The sequence below is a fragment of the Paenibacillus jamilae genome, assembly GCF_050482105.1.
Taxonomy (GTDB): Bacteria; Bacillota; Bacilli; order Paenibacillales; family Paenibacillaceae; genus Paenibacillus; species Paenibacillus jamilae_B.
The window spans coordinates 192,367-216,961 of record NZ_JBCNHI010000015.1 but is presented as its reverse complement, the minus strand read 5'-3'; the positions used below and the strand labels follow the sequence as shown (position 1 = coordinate 216,961).

22 protein-coding genes are annotated in these 24,595 nt (G+C 44.7%); 9 read left to right on the top strand and 13 right to left on the bottom strand.

Going from position 1 to position 24,595, the window contains the following annotated elements; genetic code table 11:
- Positions 1 to 70: 70 nt before the first annotated feature.
- A complete protein-coding gene (locus tag ABEW32_RS13220) occupies positions 71 to 2,077 on the bottom strand; it encodes a beta-galactosidase (RefSeq protein WP_430188329.1) in 2,007 nt (668 codons plus the stop codon).
- A 54-nt stretch (positions 2,078 to 2,131) separates the two neighbouring features.
- Entirely contained in the window at positions 2,132 to 3,532 is a 1,401-nt protein-coding gene (locus ABEW32_RS13215; protein ID WP_430188327.1) for an MFS transporter, read from the bottom strand.
- 174 nt (positions 3,533 to 3,706) lie between these two features.
- Between ABEW32_RS13215 and ABEW32_RS13210 the strand changes: the two genes are divergently transcribed.
- The 3 genes from ABEW32_RS13210 to ABEW32_RS13200 all read left to right on the top strand — a co-directional run bounded on the left by ABEW32_RS13210 (position 3,707) and on the right by ABEW32_RS13200 (position 6,340).
- Entirely contained in the window at positions 3,707 to 4,615 is a 909-nt protein-coding gene (locus ABEW32_RS13210; RefSeq protein WP_430188325.1) for an AraC family transcriptional regulator, read from the top strand.
- A 216-nt stretch (positions 4,616 to 4,831) separates the two neighbouring features.
- The gene (locus ABEW32_RS13205) at positions 4,832 to 5,476 is read left to right on the top strand and encodes a hypothetical protein (RefSeq protein ID WP_430188323.1); all 645 of its coding nucleotides are present in this window, start codon (positions 4,832 to 4,834) and stop codon (positions 5,474 to 5,476) included.
- A 75-nt stretch (positions 5,477 to 5,551) separates the two neighbouring features.
- Complete coding sequence (locus tag ABEW32_RS13200; protein ID WP_430188321.1) at positions 5,552 to 6,340, top strand: hypothetical protein; 789 nt, start codon at positions 5,552 to 5,554, stop codon at positions 6,338 to 6,340.
- Positions 6,341 to 6,422: 82 nt separating this feature from the next.
- On the opposite strand, the gene ABEW32_RS13195 is transcribed toward ABEW32_RS13200, so the two are convergent.
- Positions 6,423 to 7,511, bottom strand: a complete 1,089-nt coding sequence (locus ABEW32_RS13195) for a site-2 protease family protein (protein ID WP_430188319.1) — start codon at positions 7,509 to 7,511, stop codon at positions 6,423 to 6,425.
- 172 nt (positions 7,512 to 7,683) lie between these two features.
- Here ABEW32_RS13195 and ABEW32_RS13190 point away from each other — a divergent pair, with 172 nt between their 5' ends.
- Positions 7,684 to 11,025 (top strand): DEAD/DEAH box helicase, encoded by a 3,342-nt coding sequence (locus ABEW32_RS13190; RefSeq protein ID WP_430188317.1) that lies wholly within the window; start codon positions 7,684 to 7,686, stop codon positions 11,023 to 11,025.
- A gap of 115 nt (positions 11,026 to 11,140) precedes the next feature.
- On the opposite strand, the gene ABEW32_RS13185 is transcribed toward ABEW32_RS13190, so the two are convergent.
- The 3 genes from ABEW32_RS13185 to ABEW32_RS13175 all read right to left on the bottom strand — a co-directional run bounded on the left by ABEW32_RS13185 (position 11,141) and on the right by ABEW32_RS13175 (position 13,256).
- Positions 11,141 to 12,100, bottom strand: coding sequence for a ring-cleaving dioxygenase (locus tag ABEW32_RS13185; protein ID WP_430188315.1), 960 nt, complete (start codon positions 12,098 to 12,100; stop codon positions 11,141 to 11,143).
- A gap of 38 nt (positions 12,101 to 12,138) precedes the next feature.
- Positions 12,139 to 12,765 carry a nitroreductase family protein gene (locus tag ABEW32_RS13180; protein ID WP_430188313.1) on the bottom strand — a complete coding sequence of 209 codons (627 nt, stop codon included), beginning with the start codon at positions 12,763 to 12,765 and terminating at the stop codon, positions 12,139 to 12,141.
- A 119-nt stretch (positions 12,766 to 12,884) separates the two neighbouring features.
- Positions 12,885 to 13,256 carry an MmcQ/YjbR family DNA-binding protein gene (locus tag ABEW32_RS13175; protein WP_430188312.1) on the bottom strand — a complete coding sequence of 124 codons (372 nt, stop codon included), beginning with the start codon at positions 13,254 to 13,256 and terminating at the stop codon, positions 12,885 to 12,887.
- A gap of 479 nt (positions 13,257 to 13,735) precedes the next feature.
- Here ABEW32_RS13175 and ABEW32_RS13170 point away from each other — a divergent pair, with 479 nt between their 5' ends.
- A complete protein-coding gene (locus ABEW32_RS13170) occupies positions 13,736 to 14,665 on the top strand; it encodes a ketopantoate reductase family protein (RefSeq protein ID WP_430188310.1) in 930 nt (309 codons plus the stop codon).
- 92 nt (positions 14,666 to 14,757) lie between these two features.
- Here the strand turns inward: ABEW32_RS13170 and ABEW32_RS13165 are convergent, their stop codons facing one another.
- Positions 14,758 to 15,318, bottom strand: a complete 561-nt coding sequence (locus ABEW32_RS13165) for an NADPH-dependent FMN reductase (protein WP_430188308.1) — start codon at positions 15,316 to 15,318, stop codon at positions 14,758 to 14,760.
- Between the two features lie 333 nt (positions 15,319 to 15,651).
- Here ABEW32_RS13165 and ABEW32_RS13160 point away from each other — a divergent pair, with 333 nt between their 5' ends.
- Positions 15,652 to 16,539, top strand: a complete 888-nt coding sequence (locus ABEW32_RS13160; protein ID WP_430188306.1) for an EamA family transporter — start codon at positions 15,652 to 15,654, stop codon at positions 16,537 to 16,539.
- Between the two features lie 178 nt (positions 16,540 to 16,717).
- Here ABEW32_RS13160 and ABEW32_RS13155 read toward each other — a convergent pair whose 3' ends face one another.
- The 6 genes from ABEW32_RS13155 to ABEW32_RS13130 all read right to left on the bottom strand — a co-directional run bounded on the left by ABEW32_RS13155 (position 16,718) and on the right by ABEW32_RS13130 (position 21,775).
- Positions 16,718 to 17,725: an AI-2E family transporter gene (locus tag ABEW32_RS13155; protein WP_430188304.1), complete on the bottom strand. Its 1,008-nt coding sequence runs from the start codon at positions 17,723 to 17,725 to the stop codon at positions 16,718 to 16,720.
- Between the two features lie 55 nt (positions 17,726 to 17,780).
- On the bottom strand, positions 17,781 to 18,197 hold the full coding sequence (gene psiE / locus ABEW32_RS13150; RefSeq protein WP_430188302.1) for a phosphate-starvation-inducible protein PsiE: 417 nt from the start codon (positions 18,195 to 18,197) through the stop codon (positions 17,781 to 17,783).
- 87 nt (positions 18,198 to 18,284) lie between these two features.
- A complete protein-coding gene (locus ABEW32_RS13145; protein ID WP_142613635.1) occupies positions 18,285 to 18,779 on the bottom strand; it encodes a DedA family protein in 495 nt (164 codons plus the stop codon).
- Between the two features lie 21 nt (positions 18,780 to 18,800).
- A complete protein-coding gene (gene pssA / locus ABEW32_RS13140; protein WP_430188495.1) occupies positions 18,801 to 19,310 on the bottom strand; it encodes a CDP-diacylglycerol--serine O-phosphatidyltransferase in 510 nt (169 codons plus the stop codon).
- Between the two features lie 18 nt (positions 19,311 to 19,328).
- Positions 19,329 to 21,098 (bottom strand): sensor histidine kinase, encoded by a 1,770-nt coding sequence (locus tag ABEW32_RS13135; protein WP_430188300.1) that lies wholly within the window; start codon positions 21,096 to 21,098, stop codon positions 19,329 to 19,331.
- A complete protein-coding gene (locus tag ABEW32_RS13130; RefSeq protein WP_430188298.1) occupies positions 21,095 to 21,775 on the bottom strand; it encodes a response regulator transcription factor in 681 nt (226 codons plus the stop codon). Before ABEW32_RS13130 ends, ABEW32_RS13135 begins: the two co-directional genes overlap by 4 nt.
- A gap of 213 nt (positions 21,776 to 21,988) precedes the next feature.
- On the opposite strand from ABEW32_RS13130, the gene ABEW32_RS13125 reads away from it, so the two are divergent.
- The 3 genes from ABEW32_RS13125 to ABEW32_RS13115 all read left to right on the top strand — a co-directional run bounded on the left by ABEW32_RS13125 (position 21,989) and on the right by ABEW32_RS13115 (position 24,591).
- The gene (locus ABEW32_RS13125; RefSeq protein ID WP_430188296.1) at positions 21,989 to 23,332 is read left to right on the top strand and encodes a glycoside hydrolase family 30 protein; all 1,344 of its coding nucleotides are present in this window, start codon (positions 21,989 to 21,991) and stop codon (positions 23,330 to 23,332) included.
- A gap of 146 nt (positions 23,333 to 23,478) precedes the next feature.
- Positions 23,479 to 23,874 (top strand): winged helix-turn-helix transcriptional regulator, encoded by a 396-nt coding sequence (locus tag ABEW32_RS13120; protein WP_430188294.1) that lies wholly within the window; start codon positions 23,479 to 23,481, stop codon positions 23,872 to 23,874.
- Between the two features lie 270 nt (positions 23,875 to 24,144).
- Positions 24,145 to 24,591, top strand: a complete 447-nt coding sequence (locus tag ABEW32_RS13115) for a hypothetical protein (protein WP_430188292.1) — start codon at positions 24,145 to 24,147, stop codon at positions 24,589 to 24,591.
- Positions 24,592 to 24,595 lie beyond the last annotated feature (4 nt).

Here is a 24,595-nt window from a genome sequence, read left to right as displayed (position 1 = left end):
TGCCGGATCTCCCGGCGGGATACCTATTATGATATGATTTGTACGTCGATTTCAACTCACTATTCATCATTTACGCTTCTTCGATAATTATAACACTCCAAGGCTTCAATTGGAGCAATTGTCCTTGGGTAACTGTCTGCTCTCCAATCAGCTCCTTGCCGTCTCCGTACGGATACACCACCGAGCCTGCTTGTTCGGAATAGTTAAAATAGTACCGGATCGTTCGTCCCAAATCATTCGTACCTGATTTAACAATGATCGGGTACGAAGCTTCCTGATCCAGTCCCCATACACCTGCCTTTTTGGCTACAGAGCTCAATAGTTCGCGGATGACCGCCGAACTGACAATACAGCCAATGTAGGTCGCTGTCCCCTGACCATAGCGATTTTGCGTAATCGCGGCATATTTGCCCCAATGCGGGTGGTCGTAATAGGCTAATACTTCAGCAGTCGTCGGTGTAATCAGCTCCATCCACGTATCTACCTGATTGTCCTCAGCAGCCACTTGAAAAGGATTATCCTTAAGCGTCACGTTCTTCGGCTCCACAAACAAGCTGTAATAAATACCACACGCTTCGCTAATCACACCCGGCTGCTGGGAAGTTCTTACCTGCACATGCTCATTCGTAAATCCGCTGCGGGATGTGTAGACCACATGACCGCCTTGTTCGACATAGCGGTTCAGCTTCTCCAGCAGTGCATCTGGCGCAGAATAGAGACTCGGGACGATCAAGAGATCATAATCATCAAACGATGCCGTACCCGGATGGACGATATCCGTCCCGATATTCAGCTTGTACAGCTCGTCATATAGACGGCGTACGATGTCATTGTAATTTAGGGGGCTGTTCATATTAAACTTGAACCAGCTAATGGATGTCAGCGCTTCGTTGCTGACCAGGATGGCTGTTTTATTTTTCTTTTTCAAATTGACCAGATGTGGGGATAATCTCGCAAAATCCTTCCCTATCGTCTGCGCTTCCTCATACACAGGATTCGGTTCAAAATCATGGCTGAGCAGACCCTTCCAGTAGGTTTCGAAGGAATTATGGATGGAATGCCAGTGCCAGTAAGCTACCATATTGGCCCCGGAAGCCAGATGACTGAACGCTTGCAGACGCAATTGTCCCGGATAAGGAACCCAGTGTGTAAACGCCTGCGCCTCCGTTTCCAGCACCAGGTAATTATTATGTTTTGTCGAACGTGCCACATCACCACCGAAAGAGATTTCAATTCCAGTCAGATCATCTTGTGATGGATGGTAAATATCAACACCTGTCACATCAAACGCTTCAGATGCAGCAAAGTGATCCACATCCGGCTGAATCCCAAAGGAATGACCTCTCCATTCAAAATCAAAGTTTTGCGTAACGAATTGGTCTTCCCGCTTATATTCATTCACAAGTGCAACCTGCCATGCCAGGAAATCCGTTACCAGCTTGCGCTGGAATTGGGAAAAGGCTGCACCCAAGCTTCCATTAATCGTTCCGACCACCGAAGGGAAGTCCTCCCAGCTATTGATGCGATTACTCCAGTAATCCAAGCCAAATTTGCGATTCAGCTCATCCAGTGATTCAAACCGCTCCCGCAAATACTTCACAAATTGTAATTGCACATTGGGACCGCTCGTATGGTAATGCTTCGTCTCATTGTCTGTCTGAAAGCCGATGACCGCCGGATGCTGACTCACCCGTCCAATCAGCTTGCGTATGATTCGCTCAGCATGGAACAGGTACACCGGGTTCGTAATGTCCATAATCTGGCGAGCTCCGTATTTGCCCGGTCCCTGAGGCGTTGTCGCCAATACATCGGGATGTTCCTTTACCAGCCATGTGGGCACAGCATAGGTCGGCGTGCCCACAATCACCTCAATACCGGCTTTATGCATAGCGTCCAGCACCCGATCCACGGAGGTAAAATCAAACACTCCGTTCTGCGGCTCATGTGTACTCCAAGTGGATTCAGCAATCCGCACCACATTGATTCCCGCATCCTTCATCATTTGGATATCTTGGTCCAAACGGTCATAAGGCATATATTCATCATAATAAGCGACACCGTACAGTAGCTTTTTCATCAAGTCGTCCTCCAATAAGTTTATGGTAAAATGTCATACTATCTATCATGAGGTTCAAATACCGTGGCTGTTATGTGGCTTTTTTAACGATGGTACAGACATTGTCTTACCAGCAACATCCTGCTTCGCAAGATCTGTATGCTGTTGATTTTGTTTTTGCTTCGCACTTGCCAGCCAGCCCTCTACATCTTGTTCCTTAATCTTGTACAACCACGCGAACAGTCCGGCCGTAATTAATGCTCCAACACCAGGCACTACCGCATAGAGCGCGAATATCCACGTAAGAACCTGTCCAGTCTGCGCTACATTCGGAATATAGCCTGCAAAGGCAAGCGCATAGGCAACAATTCCACTGGCTGCTGCTCCCCCCAGTTTTCCTGCAAACGTTTGGGTAGCAAAAGCGGTTCCGCTGGCACGCACACCTTTTTTGAATGCGCCATACTCCACGCAATCGGCGGTAAACATCGGTACCATGAGCTGCGGTGCAGAGCTGAACAGGCCAAAGAGAACCGCGAATACACACACAACAATAGGATTGCTGTAACCGATCGCAAACAAGGACATGCCCGTAGCGAACAATCCAAGCAAGCTGATAACATTCACTTTCCATTTGCCAAATCGCTTAATAATTGGCGGTAAAATCAACGCGGTGAGCAGCTGCACACCCAAGGAAATAAACATAAGAATGGAAATATAAATGGGATTTTTCAAGTTATATAAGGCAAAATAGCTGACGACGATTCCTTGCAGATTAGTCATGGACAGTGTCATAAACGACATCAGGTAAAATAAAAGCTGCTTGTTTTGCATGGGATACGTCATAATTTGCTTGAGCGTAACTTTCTCTGCCTTGTTGGCATAACGCTCTTTGACATTAAAGCGAGTAAAGTTCATTAAGACTAAACCAGCTACAGCAACGATCAGCGCCAAAACCGGCCAGGAGATCTGATTGGCTACAGCTACCGAAGATGAGGAAATGACCATAAAAGCCAAGAAAACCATCGTCCGGCCTCTGGACATTAGCAGATCACGTTCATGCGTATTTTTCGTCATCAGTGTAGCCAAACCAAAGCCAGGCGCATCGCTGATCGTATAACACATTTCCCATACCAGATATGTGGCTGCGATATAGATCACCTTGACGGTGAGTGACGCATCACTCGGAACGAGAAAAACAAGTACAGTAAGTATTGGCAAAATGATAGATGCCAGATTCGTCCATGGCTTGAACAAGCCACCCCTTAGGTTGGCCCGGTCTATAATCACGCCAAAGATTGGAGCGCTAAGCGCATCCCATATACGGGCGAGTACGAACAAAGTACCAATAATAGAAACAGATATACCCACATAATCCGTATAAAATAGCATTGCAAAAGAGGCGACTAGACAGAGAATTGCGTTACTCCCCAAAAAGTAAACGTAATACGATACCCGTTCTTTCGATGTTGTTTCCATAGCTCCTCCTAATTACAACATGGTATCGCTTTCAAAATTACTACATATAAGCGATACCTTTTATGTAAAATCCTATAATATAAAGCTTGTAAGCGCTCTTTTATTATATTTAAATGTTAGGTACAATGAGATTGTCTAAGCGGTGTAAAATTTGCCCTAATCGAAGGTGATCTGATGATATTAAATCCAGATGTTGATCCAGCCCTATTCCATGATTGCCAGTGGCTACCTATTATTGATTGGAATGTGAAATTTTTTGGCGCTCATATTCATCGGGTCAAAGCGGATTGGTCCATGCCTGAGGAGTGTCATATCGGTTTTGAAATTGCACTCATTTTAGAAGGTCGTCAGGAAACGATTATGGAGAATAACGTATACTCGGTTGGGGAAGGTGATATTTTAATTATTCCGCCGGGATTTAAGCATGTGAGTCAGTGTGCTTCCCCTGATGGAATGTATTATTTTAGCACCCATTTTAATGTGGATGATCCACTGTTTCGTCAGGAGATGATCAAGAGCAATCAGCTTTTTTTCCCGGCAGGCACTGAAACCAATACCAAGCTGCAAAAGGTGGTTCATAGCTGGATCAGCATGGTGCGGGAGAACGGAGAATATACGACAGCGGACCGCTTTCGTATGCAGATTACTTTGTTCGAGCTATTCGGGATATTCTCGCAAATGATTTCTACGGGATTGGAGCCCAGAATTGCACCTTCATCCGTTCAATATGCCAAGGCCATTATGGAAGCTATTCAATCGAGGTTCAAGCCTTATCGGGAGGATGAATCTGGTGAGCAAACATTCCGGCTTGAAGATGTGGCAGCTTCCCTCGGGATCAGTCCAGGCTACGCGCAGGAAGTGTTCCGCAAGGTCTACGGCTATTCACCACGTCACTATCTATCGGAGACCAAGCTGCATGAGGCTAAGGTGCTAATCCAGCAGCCCAATCTGCCGCTAAACAAGGTGGCTTCCCTGCTGGGGTACTCCAGTCTGGCTCACTTTAGCAGACAATTTAAGCGCTGGACAGGCACCAGCCCGCTAAAATACCGCCAGACGTTAAAACCGATTACTGATGAAAATTAAGGATATCTAAACATAATGTCGTAAGCTCTTAATTATTCAAGAGCTTACGACATTATGTTTTTTATCTGAACAATTATTAACCATTGACAGACTAAGTTGCATATTTGTGAAACACAAAATCATTCAACTTAGGTCCTGTGTAGGGTTGTTCCATTTTTATATAATTATTAACATTTATTTGAATAAATTATCAAAAAATATAAGGAGTGAAAAAATTTGAAGAAATTGATCAAATCTACACTTGTTTTGGGTTTAATGCTGAATCTATCAGCGTTGACCGCACAAGCTGCCCCAGATCAGAATGAATTAGAAGGGAATTTTAGACCCCCAGTCGAAAGTAACGTAGGAGATCAGTTGTATATTGATGGTGTTCCATATTATTCTTCTGAGGATATTAAGAAATTCGATAAAGAGCAAAAAGAAGATACCCAAACTCTAAACAGAGAAAACAGTCTAGTTCAGCCGATGGGCACAAATAAATGGACATTTGTGAATTCAAGTAATTATTATACAGGCCAAGATTATGACAGATTTAACAATGGAAGCAATCAAAGTGTAAGAATGAATTTAGAAACCGAGTCAAAAATGACTGGTGAAGTAACTGGAACTGTAAAATATGGTTTTGAAGCTATCGCAGAAGCTGAGATGAGCTTGAAAATAGGCCAAGAATATAGAAAGAAAGTTTCCATTGATGTGACGATTAAACCTTGGCATACTGCCGAACTAAAAAGTGCTGCAAGAGGTATAAAAAGAAATTATGAGTACACTGATACGGGATGGTTTGGCGATACCAAATATACAGCTTCCAGTTATGACAACAACGGCGGTGTAGAATACTGGCTCTACGATAACCCAAGCTAATTAAAAACGAATCGTTTACATAACCCTCCTCAATATGAGGGGGGTTTACCATTTACAAGAAGAGGTGACTACATATTGAAATTTCGTTTTGTTATAATCATCATGTTGCTGCTGACTAATTCTATGATTTTATTTGGATGTACAAACAATAATCAAGAAAAGGTTATAAATGAATCGAATAAAAATCAAGACACTCAGTTGGAGTATATACGACAAATAAGTGTACGAGAGAATAGTTATTTCATTTTCAATTCTCATGATGATAGTTCTAAAAAAATCAAGATAAGTTTTCCCTATAGAGTAGATAGTTTAAACATTAAAAAGGCTTCTTTATTGTTAAAGAATAAAGTTATTTTAGACAATGTGAAAATTGTTCAGATCTATGAAAATGAATTGACTGTGGATATCAATTTTATTCATGAATTTGATGCTGTCAAAGTTGTCCTCAAAGATGGACACAATGTACGGTTAAATACCGGTCATTACTATTTTGAAGATTTTAAAGAAGATAATCTAAATGAATTTGATAAAGAAATCCTTGAAGTTAATAATTTTCATTTAAAATTCAAAGATGGTCATTTGTTGACAGATATTATACTTCCTCAAGATAGGGACTCCAAAATAGAATATATATTTCCATCCCGAATTAGAAAGTATGCATCTAATATAAAGTTCTCTCATCAAAAAATAGACGATAATTCAGTTAAATATACATTGGAGGCCGATATTTCTCGAAACATACTTTTGGAAAATGACGTAAAATCAATCATTTTTGATGTTGGAATGATTCAAAAATATAAAAATCATAAATGGTTCCTTATAAAAGGAAAAGTCCCTATAGAAGCGTCAGATTTTAAAAAATAATAAAATCTTCCCCTTCCCAAAAAAAACAAAAAAAGAGCGCGATCTGAAAGTATCAGATCCGCGCCTCTTTATAACTACATTATTATAGCCTGATATCTCCTATGTGCTGATGTACTACATACATCATCCCTATCAGGAATAAAGCCAAACCCATATAACTGATGCCGAATTTCCAGCGTGATGAGGCAGGGACTTCGTAATATTTATCATTTTCAAATGGAATGTAGTCAATCTCACACAGCAATCTGAGCTGATACGCATCCGGCGTCGGTATATGTTCTACACCGTTCAGCCATACATGCTGGACAAGACACTGCTGTGGCAGCAGAAGCGTATGCTCCACATCCAGGCTTTCCATATATATCGTCACATATTGCTGTCCCTCCAGATCCGAATAGGTATTAAAGGACAATCTGCGCGTATGCTCCGGCCCAGGCAGCGGATATCCATGCTCATACAAATGCTGTACATCAACCACCGGCTTCTGTAATAACGATTGAACCTTGACGTCTTCTTTATTGCGTTTGACATATTTTTTGTATAAATCATAGGCGAATAGAGCCCAAATAAAGAAAAATAAAATGGATTTCATATACACGATCACTACAATCCCACCCAGTAGGCCCACCAGCCATAACCAACGTGTCACTGCTGTGGAAATCCGTCCTCCGTCAAGCGGATGAATGGGCAACAAATTGATCAGATTCAGGAAAAAACCTATATATGCCAGCGCGTATAGTAGCGGACTGTCTGTTGCATAGGCCCCTGCGTATACCGCCATAGCCCCCACCGTGCCCAATAACGGGCCGCCCATGGCTACATAAGCCTCTGTCTGGGCATCCAAAGGATGTCGTTTCATGGTGATTAACGCACCGAGAAAAGGAATAAATAACGGCGTCGATACTGGAAGACCCTTGCGCTTGGCAGCCCATACATGCCCCAGCTCATGCACAAATAGCAACAACACGAACCCGACTGCAAATCCCCATGGGTATATAATCGCATACGCGCCAATCGTAAATGCCATAGAGATCAGCGCACCGCCAAATTTACTGAATTTTAATAGGGCAAGCAACGACTTGCCTTTCAACAGGAGCAATGCTGCTGCACTACCAAGATACCATTTGGATGAGCCGGATTTGGAATCGGTCTTATTGTCTTCTTTTTGCAAACGTATCCGTCTCCTTTCTCTAATACCTCCATTGTATCCTGCAATGTGCAGCTTGTAAAAGCTTCCCTACAATACCATCCATATAATTCAAATCCACTCCTCAAGTGTCCTTCCCCCTGTCTGTTCTGTTATCATGTAGAAAACGGAATAACTCAGGAAAGGATTACGAACCATGAGTTTTGAACTTACCCGGCGAGCGATCAGACAACTATGCAGTCAGGCTGCTTACGACGACGGGGATGCCTATTACCGGGCCAAAAAGGTGGCCTTTACACAAATAGATCATCATGAAGGTGTGTATGAAGCTACAGTCAAAGGAAGCGGCTTTTATGCTGTTGCTGCAATGATCCGGCCCAACGGCAGCATCCGCGCGGAATGCACCTGTAGCTCATTTCAGACCACTGGACGTTATTGCAAACATATTGCCGCTGTTCTTCTTAACGCCTATGATATGCGGCGTGGAAAAAGTCTGTCCGTACGCTCCTATGTCTCCAGACTTCATCCCGGCACTGCCCCAGATCCAACGGGAAGCATGGATTCGGACGGGATGTACACAGATACCAGAACAGTGCGATCCTCAGACATCACTCAAAGGGATCTCCAATTGACCGACAGTATGTTAAAACTATTCGGCCGCAAGAGACCACTTCGCAGCACACCTGCGTTGCTGGATACTCGCGCGATTTTGGATTTTCAATTTGTCATCCGGCCCTTTGCCTACGGGTACCAAAAATATATGTTTGGGATAGAAATGAAGGCTGGGCCCAAACGATTATACATCGTTCAGAAAATCCGCCCGTTTCTGGATAGTATCGACCGTGGGGACAGCTACATGTTCACGAAAAGCTTTTCTTATGAGCCTGAGCTGTACCGTTTCCGCGTAGAACATGACGCGATCCTCCAGCAATTATCCCAGGTGTGCCACCAGGAGCGCATGATCCGGGAAACCTCTGGCACATATTCAGCCTCCGGCAGTCATATGAGCGGCGAGCGTATGCTTCTCATTCCGCCTGCGGCCTGGGACAAGCTGCTCCCCTTACTGATAGCAGCACAGGGCGTCTACTTTGAGATTCACGGAAACACGAGCGAAGGTATTCCCCAGTCCGACCTGATGCTTCCGCTGCAATTTGAATTTGATGAGACCGAAGCCACAAGCGAAGGCTATCAGCTAAGTATTCAGGGGTTAGATGACTTGATGATCATGGAGGACTATGGTGTCGTCATTGCCGATGGCAAGCTTGTCAAGCAGAAGGCTGATTCCTTACGGCGTTTGTCTGACCTAAAACGGATGGTCGAAGTACATCACAAACGAGCAATCCAGATCGCGCCAGAACAGATGGAAGCTTTTATGGATAAAGTCGTGCCCGGCTTAATCAAGCTCGGACGTGTCCATATGACACGTGCTGTCTCGGATCGGGTCTCCCAGCATCCGTTAAAGGCCAAGCTGTATCTGGACCGGGTAAGAGACAAGCTGCTGGCAGGACTGGAATTCCAATATGGGGACATCATCATCAACCCGTTGGAAACAGATGCACGAACGCCAGGTAACGAGCGTATTTTGATACGTGATGGAGAACAGGAGCAGCGAATTTTGGAACTGATGGAGCATAGCTCCTTTGCCAGAACAGACAGCGGATATTTTATGGAAGATGAAGATGCAGAGTATGACTTCTTATACCATACTGTTCCACAACTGGAAAGGCTGCTGGACGTCTATGCCACAGGTGCAGTCAAAGCGAAAATCAATAATACGCTGCCTATCCCCAGGATACGAGCAGAGTGGGACGAACGTACGGATTGGCTAGAATTTAAATTTGATATTGAGGGTATACCAGAATCGGAAATTCGCAAGCTGCTCAAATCGCTAGAAGAAAAACAGAAATATCACCGTCTGCCGAATGGTGCCTTACTGCCGCTGGAAACAGAGGAGTACAAGGAATTAATTCGGTTCATGAACGAAACAGGTATCCGCAAAAGCGATCTGGATGCAGCTCAGATTCGGATTCCGGTCACGCAAGGTCTGTATTTGATTGATCCTCACGATCATGTGAAAAATCTGACCTTGGGTAAAACCTTTCGCCAGCTGCTAGAAAATATACGCAATCCTGACCATCTCGACTTTCCCGTACCTGTCACTCTCGCCCCGATCTTGAGAGATTATCAGGTGTACGGTTTTCAATGGCTCAAGACCTTAGCACATTACCGTTTTGGAGGCATTTTGGCAGATGATATGGGACTTGGCAAAACGCTACAAAGTATTGCCTTCCTCGTGTCTGTATTGCCAGAGATTCGCAATCAACAGCTTCCAGCCATGGTCGTATCCCCTGCATCGCTGGTGTACAATTGGCGGAATGAACTGGAGAAATTCGCCCCGCATATCCGTGTCATTATTGCTGATGGCAGCCCGGAGGAACGGGGCCAGATTATACGGGATGCCGCCAGCTATGACGTCATTATTACATCCTATCCATTGCTACGGCGCGATGCAGAAGTGTATAGCAAGCCATCGTTTCATACGCTTATTCTGGACGAGGCGCAAGCGTTCAAGAATCATGCCACCCAGACGGCACAGGCCGTTAAGGATGTACAAGCCCGCTACCGTTTTGCTCTGACAGGAACGCCCATTGAGAATACATTGGAAGAGCTATGGTCCATCTTCGACGTGGTATTTCCTGAGCTATTTCCCGGCGGAAAAAGAGCATTTCACAATCTGCCTCGAAATGTGATTGCCAAGCGAGTTCGTCCGTTCCTGCTGCGCCGTCTGAAGGGCGATGTACTTAAGGAACTGCCGGAGAAAATCGAATCCGTGCAGGTATCCCGGCTCCTGCCGGAGCAAAAAAAGCTGTACACAGCTTATCTAGCCAAGCTACAGCATGAAACATTGAAGCATCTCAATGAAGAAGGATTTCAGAAAAACCGGATCAAAATCCTCGCAGGTCTGACCCGGCTTCGTCAGCTCTGCTGTCATCCGGGCTTGTTCGTTGATGGATATACGGGAAGCTCGGCCAAATTTGAACAACTGCTGGAGATTATTACGGAATGTCTCAGCTCTGGGAAGCGGATGCTCATTTTTTCACAGTTCACTACGATGCTTCAAATGGTCGGACGCGAGCTTTCTCGTGAAGGGGTTCCCTACTTTTACCTGGATGGACAAACTCCCGCCCCCGAACGAGTCGAGCTGTGCAGTCGCTTCAACGAAGGAGAACGCGAGCTGTTCCTGATTTCCCTCAAGGCAGGAGGTACGGGTCTGAACCTCACCGGCGCAGATACCGTCATTCTATATGACCTGTGGTGGAATCCCGCTGTAGAAGAGCAGGCTACCAACCGTGCACACCGAATGGGCCAGAAAAAAGTGGTTCAGGTTATTCGGCTCGTCGCCCAAGGTACAGTAGAGGACAAAATGTATGAGCTACAGCAAAAAAAGAAAAACCTGATTGACCAGGTCATTCAACCAGGGCAAGAAAGCCTTTCAGCGTTGACCGAACTGGAGATTCGTGAGTTGCTCATGATCTAAACAGCTCTTCCCCGCTTATTTTTTCGATACTGACAATTCAGATACCAAAAGGTCCAATGTGGGTGAACATCTTCCCGCATTGGACCTTTTCTTGTTCCATATGTGATTGTACATCTCAAACCGATTCATCCTGTTTGAGCACTCTAGGTTCGATGGGAACCAAATTAGACTCAATCTGGGCGCGCTGAGGCTCATACCATTCAGGCAGCATCAGCTTGTGCCCCAGCTCATGCAGTTCCTCATCCACGGTAAATCCAGGCGGATCGGTTGCAATCTCGAATAGAATACCGCCTTGCTCGCGGAAGTAAACGGCATTGAAGTATTGGCGATCTACAATGCCACTGGTCCCAAAACCACGCTGGCGAACCCATTCGTCCCACGCCCGATGTTCCGTATCGTCCTGCGCGCGCCACGCAATATGGTGAACCGTACCGGCACCGCCATTCCCCCACGGTACATCTTTGATCGGAATGTCGATCAAGTTGCCCAAATCTCCAGTCGTCTGATAACGCATATAGCCTGCATCTGCGTCTTCTCCGATGGGAGTCATACCCAGAACGTTCTCCAGCACACCTTGGGTATGCTTGGAATCCGCACTATAGAGCACAGCTCCTCCAAAACCCTTGATCGCTTTATCTGTAGGCACGCCTCCGGCTGTCCACGTGTTCACCAGCCCTTCCTCACGTTCCACCAGTTCCAGATGCAGGCCCTCATTATCTCGAAACTGGATGAATGACTCGCCAAAACGAGCAGCCTTCGTGAAGGACACCTTCAAGCTGTGCAGACGGTTTTCCCAGTAATCCAGCGAGCCTGGCGGCACGACATATGTCGTAATCCCGACCTGTCCGCCTCCAATTTTACCCTTGCGTGTACCCGGAGCCGGAAAAAAGGTAATGATCGTGCCCGGGCTGCCTTCTTCATTCCCAAAATACAAGTGGTATACCTCTGGAGCGTCAAAGTTGATTGTCTTTTTGATCAATCTCAAACCAAGCACACCTGCGTAAAAGTCAACATTGCCCTGCGGATCGCCTGCAAAGGACGTAATATGGTGAATTCCAGCGGTTTTCAAAGACATCTCAATCACTCCTTAATGAACATGATGATTTACAGATTTCAAAATCCATTGTAGCTAACAAACTGTCCAACCGGCTTGCGGTATCCTCTTGCCCGCTGACCCGATTCGTCCTCTTTTCCCAAGGTGATCATCATCACAGGCACAAATTGCTCGGGGATATTCAATACCTCCTGCACCTTTGCCGGGTCAAAACCGATCATCGGACAAGTATCCCAGCCTTTGTCCTTGGCAATCAACATAAATTGCATAGCCGACAAACTGGCATTACGAATCGCTTCTTCTCTCTGGAAGACAGGTCCCCGCTCGCGATAGAACTGAGTCACCGATTCTACGGTGCTATCATATTCCTGCTTGCTCAGAACACCCAAATTCAGGAACCCTTCGTTGAGGTCAGCTACCTTGGTATAAGCCTCTGTATCACCCAGCACTACAATGGTGGCCGAAGAGGTTAATATTTTGTACTGCTTACTTGCCTCATCATGCAGTCTTTGTTTGATCTCTGCATCCTGCACCACAATATAACGCGCATGCTGTAAATTAAAAGCCGATGGAGCAAACTTCACCAGCTGGAACATCTCTTCCAGTTCTTTTGCATCTATAGTAACATCAGGAATAAATTTAGAAGCCGATCTTCTCTCTTGAATGACATTCACCAGTTCGCTCATATTCAGTTCCACTCCTTGATATTATTTTCAAATAAATTATCTTTAAATTAAGAATATATCTTTAGGGGTTTTCTGTCAAGTAAAACTATAAAAGTGTTAATAAGGACTTCACCAGCCCTTTACAGATCTGTTGCCCGTATCCTCATTGTAATCGCTTCGCGTTGCGCTTTAGTTAAGCTTTTGAAGACCAGCTCATACGAATGGTCGATCATGCTGTACAAATCCTCCAACGGGAAGCTTTCATCAACCTCTATCGTATTCCAATGCTTTTTATTCAAATGATAGCCTGGCTTAATTGCCTTGTTCTGCTCACGCAGGTTTTCCGCAATGACCGGATCACATTTCAAGGATACATGGCTAACGCCGTCTTTTTCAGTCAGGAGAGCAAACATCTTGCCCCCTACTTTTAGTACCAGGGGATCAGCACCAAATGGATAATCCTTAACGGCCTCTTTTTGGCTCAGACCATACGCTACAATTTGCTCAAACACCAGCCTTCTCTCCTCTGCTCCAAGTTATCGGTCTATCAATCTATTTGCGCCCTATTATATCACCACTATGCGCTTCATATATACTAGGTTCGTGCTTTATGGATACCATCGCATACACGCTGTTCGGATTGGCTTTATATGGGACAAGAACCCGATATTCTGGTATACTTCCCTGAGAGGCTGTATCGATATATTCGAACGGTACTCTGGTAAGGTGTAATTTAATAAGTATAAGCGTGAGCCTATGGAGGTGAACTCGTTGGATTTTGCTCTGATCCGAAAGGACCGAGACAAAAGAACGGTCGCAAATTGACTCTTTTTTTGCCTTTCGGACCTTTTCAGCAATGTGCTGGAAGGTTTTTTTGTTTTTCCAAAATCAAGGTGGGAAAGGATTTGAATGTAACCATGACAAACTCGAAAGCGCTTAATGTTTTGCCACTGAAGAAAATGAAACAAGAAGTAAAGGCAGGTGCCCTATAATGCGGTTTCTAGTTGTGGGTGCCGGTGCTATTGGAGGCTATTTCGGGGGACGCCTGGTTCAAAAAGGAGAAGATGTAACTTTTCTCGTACGCCCTTCCAAGAAGCTTCATTTGACGGAAAACGGTCTGACGATTCAAAGTGTACATGGAGATTTTCAGACGCCGATCCAGGCTATGACCTACGGTGAAGCTGCGGAGCCATTTGGCTGTATTATTCTCGCGGTCAAAGCATACCATCTGCCTTCATTGCAGCACGAGCTTGCGCCCTATATCGGTAAAGATACCATGATTCTTCCTTTGCTTAACGGTTATGAACATTTTGAATCTTTACGCGAATATTTTGGAGCTGAAAAAGTGCTGGGTGGGCTTTGTTATATCGAAACGACGTTAAATCACCAAGGCTCTATCGTTCAGACAAGCCCGTTCCACCGCATTGTTTTTGGCGAATGGGATGGAGCAAATTCAGAACGTGCGCAGCTACTATGTAGCCATCTTGATCATGCAGGCTTCACCGTCACAAACAGTCATGACATTCAGCGTGAAATTTGGCAGAAGTATATATTTATTGCCAGCATGAGCGGAATCACAACCCTGATGGGTACCTCCGTCGGGGCGATACTCGCCACGCCTGAATCGCGTGCAATCTATGAAAAGCTACTGCATGAAATCGTCACACTTGCCCGCAACGCAGATATGCCTATTCATTCAGAAATGGAAGCCCATACGCTAAAAACGATGGATTCCTTAAAGCCTGAGATGATGTCATCCATGCAACGTGATATGCAGAAAAATCTACCGGTTGAAGCAAGCCATCTGCACGGTGCACTTCTGGCATTGGCTTCTGGCAGTAATGTCTCATATCCGATACTTGAAACAGTGTATGCCCGATTAAAGGTCTATGAGAGCTTATTGAACACCTCTAACATTTAGATCACTGATGAATACCTGCTGCTGCATATGTAGTAGGTGGCCATTCGAAAAAAGCAGATCCTTCTATGATGAAGGATCTGCTTTGAATTTTTCTATGCCTGTCCTCTGCATGCTTGCTCAAGCCCTTGAAGTAATGCTTCCAGCTCCTGTCTAGTTTCAGCATTTGTAATGGTGCCCTCTTGATTCAACTTCAATGTGATATTTGGGATAATGACCTTTCCATTTTCCACAATCTCTGCATTGATCATTTGCAATGTGAGCAGCAGCGAAGCATGAGCCAGGTTACCGCCCATAGGGGACGGTGAGGCGCTAATGACCGCTGTAGGCTTATTTACAAATTCACCTGAAGATACGAGCCAATCCAAGGCATTTTTCAAAGCACCCGGCACACCATTTCCATATTCCGGTGTACAGATCAGCACTCCATCGGATTGTTTCAATTGCTCCCGCAGTTCTCTTACGGAAGCTGGCCCTTCCTCTACATCCAAGTCAGGATTAAAATGAGGCAAATCCCCCAATCCATCATATACCGTGAATGTTATATTTTTAGAAGCCAGTCCAATAGTAGCCTTCATAAGCGCGGTATTGGAAGACTTTTGACGAAGGCTCCCCGATATAGCCAACACCTTAATCTTTTGTTCCATCCATATCATCTCTTTCTTTTCACTTGATCTAATCTTGATACTCAGTGTACTACAAAAGTTGGCCAGTAAGATGAAATAACGGGTAAAACAATAGATCTACTGCTGCAAACAAGTACGTTGTGATTACTCTGTTTTTTATCGAAAGCGACCGCGAAAAAGTGTTGGACAAATATCTAGTAAATACACTATTAAAATTCGATTTAAATAAATTGGACTGGTTATTTGTGTCAGGATTGGTCCTTTAGGAAAGTCCAATGGATATTTATAATTTATGAAGTTAACAATTCATCACGTTTCATTTCAGTCATACATTTTTATTGAGTGTATTTGGAGGGACAAGCAATGTGGTTTGCATACGCAATAGGGGCTGCTTTTTTCTTTGGCTTACGAGGCATTCTTTACCAATGGACTTCTCAACGAACAATTAATCGAGATCTAATGTTTATTGGTGTATATATCTCTAGTGCAATTTTAGTTTTAATCATCAACTTATTTGTTAATCAAACATGGAGTAACGAAGTTTGGTTTGGTGTTGTAATGGGGGTTTTCTCTTTTTTGGCCAACACATTTCTGTATAAGGGATATGCTGTGGGGAGGGCTTCAGTCATCGCATTTTTTTCTGGATTGACGCCTGTAATTGTTGTCCTTTTAGCTGCATTACTTTGGGCAGAAACGCTGAGCCCCGTGCAATTGGTTGGATTCTGTATCATAATCCTTTCTCTGCTCATCATCAGATATAAAAGAGATCTACAGGAAGGTACGTATCAAGGCTGGCAGTTTGGTTTATTGGCGATCATTTTTTATAGCTTTACGGACTTATCATCAAAACAAGCTTTACTAAATGGTGTTTCTATCCTACCACTCCTAACATTGATGTTTGCAACAAGCAGTATATTATTTTCTGGAGCTTTCCTAATTAATTGTAGTGGACAAAGACCTTCTTCTATTCAAGTAGGAATTAATAAACAAAGAGAAATTGTGAACCATTGGACCCTTTCTAAAACCTTATGCTTAGGAATAGGAGTTGGTCTTGTAAATGTTTTAGCCATGGTACTTAAACTTGCTGCTTTTAATAATGGGGTTACCGGGGTTGTTTCTGCAATTATCGCCTTGAGTGTTGTTGTAGTATTGCTATATGCTCGTTTCTATCTGAAAGAATCAATGAGTAGAACGGAAATGTGCGGTGTAATCATAGCTATAATCGGAATCATAATTGTAAAATGGATGTGAAAATTTAAAGGAAGTAAAACATACCGTTGGACTCGTTCTGAACAATGATGAACATCAGTCATCTGACCCATGAATAAAATGAGGAGCACCAGAGAAAACAAAAAATGCCTGCGGCTTCGCAGGCATTCATGATGGAAAATCCATGATCACTATTATATTCGCATCGTGTAGTGCTATGTTAGGTATCCTTCTCTTGCTTGCGTTGCACCCCGATCAGGTCAAGGAAGAAAACAAACAACGGAATACCTACAATCAGGCCCCACACTCCAATCAGATGCTCAGAGAAGATCAATACAACAAAGGTGAAGAAGATCGGTAAATTGGTTTTGGATGACATCAGCTTCGGGTTCAGGAAATAGGCTTCAATCGCATGAATCACCACGATCAGAATGACCAAATAAATCACATAATTGATTCCCCCGACGCTAAACGCAATCAGACCGAGCGGGATCAGGGAAATGAATACACCTGCCACTGGTACTAATCCCAACAGGAATATAATGAGCGCGAGGCCGAGCAGATTAGGAAAGCCCATAATCCAGAGAGCTGTCGTCGTCAATATACAGTTGATGAGTGAAATCAATAGTTGAGCTTCCAGCACCTTCCCGAATGTACCCAGAAACATGCTTCCAAAATGGCCCACTTCCTTGAAAAACCAACCCAGCTTACTATCCACAAACGTAGCTGTAAAGCGTGTAATATAGGACTTTTCCATTAGGAAGAACAAGCTCAAAATAATCGATACCAGCAGTTGTGTTCCCAGTTGGCTGATTTTCATTACCGCATTCCAGCCAGGCTCAAATAACCGCTGAACATTGAGTGTGTCCATAAATTGAATAATCGTTTCGTTCCATTGGTTACGGTCAGGATACATATAAGCTTGCTGAATCATGAGATACACCTGCTTGACCTGTACGCTGATTAACGGCACCATTCGGTACACTCCCCACACGATAATCAGGATCAGCAACCCGTATACCAGTAGCAGCACAATCAAAGGCGGCACATTGGCGAACCGCTTGATCAGCTTATTCACACCGTTATATATACTGCCAATCAGGATTGTAAGCAGCAGTGTTAACAAAATAATATTCATCATGCTTCTTAACATGAAGAGCAGTAAAATGATTATCGCAAGGACAGCTCCCCGCCTGACACCTGCATGATTCATCCAGTTTCTTACCATTCGTCTTTATTCCCTCTCTCCTACTTGACTGTCACCCTTGCAATCTTCCCCGGCATCAACTTTCTCTCTTTAACAATTTACTGTTAGCAATCAATAGAGAACCTACCATGACTAGGATAGCAATGGACCACCAGAATGTATTTTGAGCATCATCATGGTCCACAATAATGAGCCTGATGACGGCCGTAATCCCAATATAGATGAAATAACGTAATGGAAAATGAAAATTGGTTTTAAAGTACTTAACGATTAATGCAATGAATTCAAAATACAAGAAGAATACAAGCAGCTCTTCCGTGAATTCATAGTAATTTTTGTCGGCTTCTGTATACAAGAACACATATGAAAATATGGACCATGTTTCTTTTAGAAGTAAGAAGCTTAAAATCAGCCCGACTAAAAACAGCGAGATATTCAAGATCATTTGCAAAAAACCAGGTAATTTTTCAATATACTTCATCAATGCATTCAATACAGATCCCCTCACTGGTTGTACAGGCTCTTTATTTATATTATCGGTGCAATACGTGAAAAATGCTACATTACTTTTGCGGTTACATTATTGAAAGTTAATATTCGCCCCGGCAACATAACCAATGGAGATAAAGATCAGTGTCCATACCAGAGAACCAGCGCTGGCCACCAGCATATATTTTCGGACAGGCATCGCACTAAGCCCCGACAAATAGCTTGTTGCATGTCTGACTCCTGGAATAAAATAACCGAATAAAATGGTCCACAATCCGAAGCGCGCAAACCACCCTTTTACCCGTGCAAACCGCTTTGGTGTCAATCCTACCCACTTGCCGTGCTTATCCACCAGCGGCTGCCCGAGCTTTTTGCCTAACGTGTAGCTGATCATCATTCCTGTCATTGCACCAATAAAACTGACTAAGATAGACACGGAATAATTCAGTACCATGATAGAGGATAGATAGCCGACAAACACCATAATAATTTCATCAGGAACGGGTAGTCCTATAATTCCGAGGGCAAGCAGTGCAAAAATAGCGATATATCCGTATTGTGTAATCATGCTGATGGCCCATTCCATGGGACGCCACCTCCTGACCGATTATTTTTTGAAGGACGGGAAGGGAATACGGCTAACCATCAGGAACGACAGCACCACCATTAGTGCCAGTAACAACCCCGGCTTCAAATGCTCACTCCATAAAAACATAAAGGACAAAATCACACCCGCAGCCGTAATAGGCATGCCCACAAAGCCTTTGCTAAAAGCCATCAGGTTGAATCTCGCCAACCTCACCGCACCGCATAACACAAACAACACAGCTACAAGCGGTCCTATCCAATGAGTATCTCCCAGCTTGTACTGCAAGATCAGAAAGGCAGGAGCAACGCCAAATGAGACTACATCCGCCAGCGAATCAAGCTGCTTGCCAAAATCACTGGAGCAATGCAGCAGCCTTGCCAGCAAACCGTCCAGTACATCCCATAAAGCAGCCACCACTACGAGGGTAAAGGCGGTCATATATTGTTCATGAACCGTAAAGTACAGGGATAGGACCCCTGCCCCCAGGTTTGCAAGCGTGCAAAGTGAGGGCACCCAATTCCATTTCATTGTTAACTTTGCCATAGCTTAGCCTCCGAATATAACGACAAAACAGACGCCGTCCTTGGTATTCTCCACCTTATAGTGGAATTCGTGTAAATCCAGAATCCGTTTAACAATCGATAGCCCGAGTCCTGTCCCACCTGTCTTGCGGCTACGGGACAGCTCAGCCCGGTAGAATCGATCCCATATCAGCTCCAGCTGATCGTCCGGGATGGTCTCGCCCTTATTTTCAATGGAAAACGTATTGATTTCCCCAGAGCCTTCGATACGAATCGTGATGGAGCTTCCTTCCTCAGCATGTCGTATGGCATTGACAACAAAGTTGATAATCACCTGCTCCATCCAACCTATATCGGCATGAATCGGTAGCTCATTGGCAGGAATAATGACCACTTCCAGCTGCTTCTCCTTCAACAAATGGAATAGCTTATCCACAACCTCCTCCACCAGCTCGCTCAAAATAAAGGTCGCCTTGCGAAGCTTGAGGGTTCCAGATTCCAATTTGGCAAGGTCCAGCATATCCTGGACCAGCCGCTCCATTTTGTCCGCTTCCTCTACAATGACCTTCATATAATGATCCTGCTTCCCGGCGCTAACCCCGTCTTGGAGTCCTTCTGCGAACCCTTTGATGATACTTAGCGGGGTTTTCAGCTCATGAGAAGCATTGGCAAAAAAGTCTTGTTGCACAGCCTCCATCCTCTGCTTCTGTTCCATATCTTCGACCAATTGCTGATTGGCCTCCTGAAGCTCGCGCAAAGCCGTGTCCAGATTCTGGGACAGGGTATACATGCTGTAGGACAGGCTGCCCAGCTCATCATTCTGCCGGATTGGCGTATGGGCTGTAAAATCGAGCTTGGCCATCCGCTTGGCAGTATTATTCAAAGTAATGAGCGGACGGGTTACCATTCGGGAGTAGAACAGGGACAAAATCAGGATAAGTGCAAATCCGCCAATCCCCAGATACAGATAAAACCAGCGCAGAGCCTCATTCGTCTCACTGATTTCCTGCAACGATGTCACAGTGAACAAGAGATCGATCTCGCCTGTACTCTGACGAACAGGATGGACGATAACTGCATTTCGTACCCCTGTCCAAGGTTCAGTCCACTCTTCCTCCAACACCTCGAAATTTTTAAGCCTCTCCAGATGATCCTGGGATAAAGGAAACCATTCCTCCAGCGCACTAAACAGCAGACCTTGGCGCTGACTCCAGGTTTTCAAATCTGGCAGTACAATCTCTGTTACCGTACCGGACAGCCTTACACTGTCATCTGTGCTTGCCTCTTCCGAAGTCGATCCTATATGTTTGGAACCAAGCTTCTGTATGCCTGTTGGATAAATTAAATTGGTAGAAGAGATGCCGTCCGTTCCCAGCACCTCACCCTCAACTGTGACCTGATCACCAGGCTGAATCCGGGCAGCTCTCAGCTCATCTCCGTATTCGTTCATAAACAGAGACAGCGATATTTTAACGATTTTACCATCTGCTTTTCTGAGATTGATATGAAACGCGTCATCCAGCTTTACTTTGCCGTCCAGCGTTACAATCGCCAACTGGTTTTTATTCTGAAGCATAAAACGAGCTGCCTCACGCGAAACTCTGCCCGGTCCCCAAGCCTCCCTGACATAACTTTGGCCGAAGCTTTCCAAACGACTTTCCACACGCCCAATCTTCTGTTTCTGATAAAAATTTTCAAAAAACAGCAATTGGCTTAAAATCACCATCCCGTAAAAACACAGGAAAAACACAACCGTCATAATGAACAACTTAAAGGTAACTCCCCGTTTGTTCATTCTTCCTCCTCGAACCTGTAGCCTGTACCAAACACCGTACGGATATGGCGTGATTCTCGGCCTAGCTTACTTCGCAGCTTCTTGATATGTGTATCGACAACTCGTGTATCTCCTTCAAAATCGATACCCCATACCCGGTTCAGTATGGCATCTCGTGAAACAACTATGCCTTTATTATGTATAAGCAGCCGCAGCAGCTCATACTCCTTGGGTGTCAGCTCGACTTCCGCATCGTCCACTTCAAGCCGATGAGCCATCGTATTAAGCATAGCACTGCCGAATCGCAAAATATGCGACTCTGGCTGCACATGTCCCTCCACCCGTTTCATCAGCGCGTTCGCGCGGGCAATCAGCACCTTAGGGCTGAAGGGCTTGGTCACGTAGTCATCTGCCCCCAGCTCAAAGCCTAATAGTTTATCATCGTCACCAGACTTGGCCGTCAGCAAAATAATTGGCACCCCTGAACGGCTGCGTACCTGACGGCATACTTCCCAGCCATCCAGCTCAGGCATCATAATATCAAGTATAATCAGGTCCGGCTGCACCGAATCAAACCAGAGAAGTGCATCTTTTCCATTGCCTGCTTCATAGACTTCCCAATTATTTTGTTTAAAATAATCCGCAATGACTTCACGAATACGTATTTCATCCTCCACGAGAAGAACTCTTTTATTCAATCGACTTCCCTCTTTCGGTCATTCTAGGACAATAGCTTATCAAAGAGATGTGTACTTTATGTGTTTTTAACACTTCTTAATCTACAGAAACTTTTCATCCGCAAATTTCACCTTGGATAAGGGCAAATTTGTCTTCGTTCAGACCATCTCTTCCCCTAAGATCCTACCCTATAATATGTAGAGATACAAAAAGCCTGAACAGGAGGGTAACATATGAGCAATCAAACTATCCAATGGTTTTCCACTTCCAAAGCTAATGCTTGGCATTCCCAAGCTCATCAATTAACCCAAACTCAAGAGAGTGCCAACCTAAGCCTTACGGGAGAAACCTATCAGCTTGTCGAAGGCTTTGGCGGCTGTTTTAATGAGTTGGGCTATGTGGCCCTGAATCATTTGAACCGCGAAGAACGAGATCAGGTGCTTCATGCTCTCTTCCACCCCGAGGGCGAGCACAAATTCACGATCTGCCGACTCCCTATTGGAGCGAGTGACTACGCGCTGGAATGGTACAGCCATAATGAAACGGACGGCGACATGGAGATGAAGCATTTTTCCATTGAGCGCGATCAGCAATATCTCATCCCTTTTATCCGTGAAGCGTTGCAACTCAATCCAGACTTAAAGCTGTTCGCCTCACCTTGGAGTCCACCAACATGGATGAAATCACCCAAAGCCTATAATTACGGTACATTGCGCTGGGAAAAGGATATTTTGAAAGCGTATGCATTATACTTTGTCAAATTTGTTCAGGCATACCGTGAGGCAGGCATTACGATTCACCAGGTTCATGTTCAAAACGAAGTCATTGCCGATCAGAAATTCCCTTCCTGTGTATGGACCGGAGAGCAGCTGCGCGAATTTATTCGCGACTACTTGGGTCCGGCATTTGAGGAACACGGACTGGATACAGAAATTTGGCTAGGTACGATTAACGCCCCTGATCCGTGGGAGGAATTAATCAAGAAGACGTCGACCGGATTTGATGAGTATGCCCACACCGTGTTGAGTGACCCCGAGGCCTATAAATATATTAAAGGTGTAGGCTATCAATGGGCCGGCAAAAATGCCATTCAGCGCACCGTGGCGAGCTATCCTGAGCTTCGTTACATGCAGACTGAAAATGAATGCGGGAACGGAGAAAATTCATGGGACTACGCCAAATATGTATATAACCTGTATCAGCACTACTTCACCAATGGCGTGAATGCTTATATATACTGGAATATGGTTTTGGAACCAAAAGGCAAGAGCACATGGGGCTGGGAGCAAAATTCGATGATCACCGTTGATCCAGCAGATCGCAAACCTATGCTAAACCCGGAATATTACGTGATGAAGCACTTTTCTCATTTTGTATTACCAGGAGCCAGACGCATTGGAATTCGAGGTTCATGGGCTGGAAATGCGGTTGCTTTTCAAAATACAGACGGACACAGGGTTCTGGTCATCGCCAACCCATTTAAGGAATCTCGCGTGCTGAATCTGTCTGCTGGTGAATCAACACACCGTTTGGAACTGGAACCAGAATCCTTTAACACTATCGTTATTCCTGCTTAACCGTCATATTCCTGGAATTATGCGTAGTCGGAACTGTCCGGTCGATCCGTATCCAAACGAATGCATAGTTTCCAAAATGGATGTATCTCCTTTTGCGCACTGTAGTTATACATAGTATACTTGGAATAACTACGGATAGGAGGTCGATGAACATCACAACTGTAAAAGACCGGATTGATTTGAAGCTGATTAATTGTGATAAAGAATTGACTCTCGCGGTCATTGGTGGCAAATGGAAACTGATTATTTTGTGGCATCTGGGTATGGAAGGCACCAAGCGTTTCGGTGAATTGAAGAAGCTGATCCCCCACATTACGCAAAAAATGCTGACCAACCAATTGCGCGAACTAGAAGAAGATAAACTCATTCTGCGTAAAGTCTATCCTGTCGTCCCTCCACATGTGGAATATTCGCTGACAGAGCATGGAGAAAGCTTGATCCCGGTACTGAAGGCCATGTACGATTGGGGATCTAACTATCGCGAGAACGTGATCTGGAAAGAGGAAAAAGAAGAAGCGATTCAGGATGTAACACCCGTGTGATTCAGCTAAACAAGCATTTTGCAAAATGAAGATATATATTTCTCATAAAGACGACCCTGGGGTGACCTGGGGTTGTTTTTTGTAATATAAAGACCATCGTCAAGATAATGAAAGAGACGGATACAAGTATCCGTTTCCATTGGCATTAAAATCCGTTTTCCGCTACATATTCTTGTTTTACGCTTGTATTCATGATTTACATTACATCCGCTGTGACGTATGATTCTTCCATCCCTATTACAGTGAATCCGAAAAGGAGGCCGTTCCAGTATGAGCCTGACGCTTGCCCAGCCCTCAACGCTGCAAACGACGCAATTATGCATTGGTTCCATGGCAATTATCCAATACGACCATCGCCAATTTCCTAATCCTGAACAGTATCAACACCATTGCTGCGGCTTGCTTACTATGTCGAGTAACGGTGCTCAAGGCCTGGCGGAATATAAGCTACCTGAAATTAAAGGCACCTTTGATCTCGTCCGCTGGGCTTCCGTATTCACCTCGCTCAAAGGTCTGTCCTTAACCGAGGCCGAACAATATATTAAGCAGCACGCTGATCACTGGGGACCTGTTAAAACAGAGTTGGCTCTATCTGCCCTATCCGATCTGACTGTCCATGCGAACTCGTACACTCTCTCCCCAACAGCGATCATCCTCCCTCCTCGGATTAGTCGTGCATATCTTATCGAGCATGGACTGGTCTACTATTCATTCTAGCTAT

What these genes read in the sequence shown, in the direction of transcription:
- ABEW32_RS13220 (WP_430188329.1), bottom strand. Translation starts at nt 2,077, where the DNA reads ATGAAAAAGCTACTGTACGGTGTCGCTTATTATGATGAATATATGCCT.
- ABEW32_RS13215 (WP_430188327.1), bottom strand. Translation starts at nt 3,532, where the DNA reads ATGGAAACAACATCGAAAGAACGGGTATCGTATTACGTTTACTTTTTG.
- ABEW32_RS13210 (WP_430188325.1), top strand. Translation starts at nt 3,707, where the DNA reads ATGATATTAAATCCAGATGTTGATCCAGCCCTATTCCATGATTGCCAG.
- ABEW32_RS13190 (WP_430188317.1), top strand. Translation starts at nt 7,684, where the DNA reads ATGAGTTTTGAACTTACCCGGCGAGCGATCAGACAACTATGCAGTCAG.
- ABEW32_RS13185 (WP_430188315.1), bottom strand. Translation starts at nt 12,100, where the DNA reads ATGTCTTTGAAAACCGCTGGAATTCACCATATTACGTCCTTTGCAGGC.
- ABEW32_RS13180 (WP_430188313.1), bottom strand. Translation starts at nt 12,765, where the DNA reads ATGAGCGAACTGGTGAATGTCATTCAAGAGAGAAGATCGGCTTCTAAA.
- ABEW32_RS13170 (WP_430188310.1), top strand. Translation starts at nt 13,736, where the DNA reads ATGCGGTTTCTAGTTGTGGGTGCCGGTGCTATTGGAGGCTATTTCGGG.
- ABEW32_RS13165 (WP_430188308.1), bottom strand. Translation starts at nt 15,318, where the DNA reads ATGATATGGATGGAACAAAAGATTAAGGTGTTGGCTATATCGGGGAGC.
- ABEW32_RS13160 (WP_430188306.1), top strand. Translation starts at nt 15,652, where the DNA reads ATGTGGTTTGCATACGCAATAGGGGCTGCTTTTTTCTTTGGCTTACGA.
- ABEW32_RS13155 (WP_430188304.1), bottom strand. Translation starts at nt 17,725, where the DNA reads ATGGTAAGAAACTGGATGAATCATGCAGGTGTCAGGCGGGGAGCTGTC.
- ABEW32_RS13145 (WP_142613635.1), bottom strand. Translation starts at nt 18,779, where the DNA reads ATGGAATGGGCCATCAGCATGATTACACAATACGGATATATCGCTATT.
- pssA (WP_430188495.1), bottom strand. Translation starts at nt 19,310, where the DNA reads ATGAAATGGAATTGGGTGCCCTCACTTTGCACGCTTGCAAACCTGGGG.
- ABEW32_RS13135 (WP_430188300.1), bottom strand. Translation starts at nt 21,098, where the DNA reads ATGAACAAACGGGGAGTTACCTTTAAGTTGTTCATTATGACGGTTGTG.
- ABEW32_RS13125 (WP_430188296.1), top strand. Translation starts at nt 21,989, where the DNA reads ATGAGCAATCAAACTATCCAATGGTTTTCCACTTCCAAAGCTAATGCT.
- ABEW32_RS13120 (WP_430188294.1), top strand. Translation starts at nt 23,479, where the DNA reads ATGAACATCACAACTGTAAAAGACCGGATTGATTTGAAGCTGATTAAT.
- ABEW32_RS13115 (WP_430188292.1), top strand. Translation starts at nt 24,145, where the DNA reads ATGAGCCTGACGCTTGCCCAGCCCTCAACGCTGCAAACGACGCAATTA.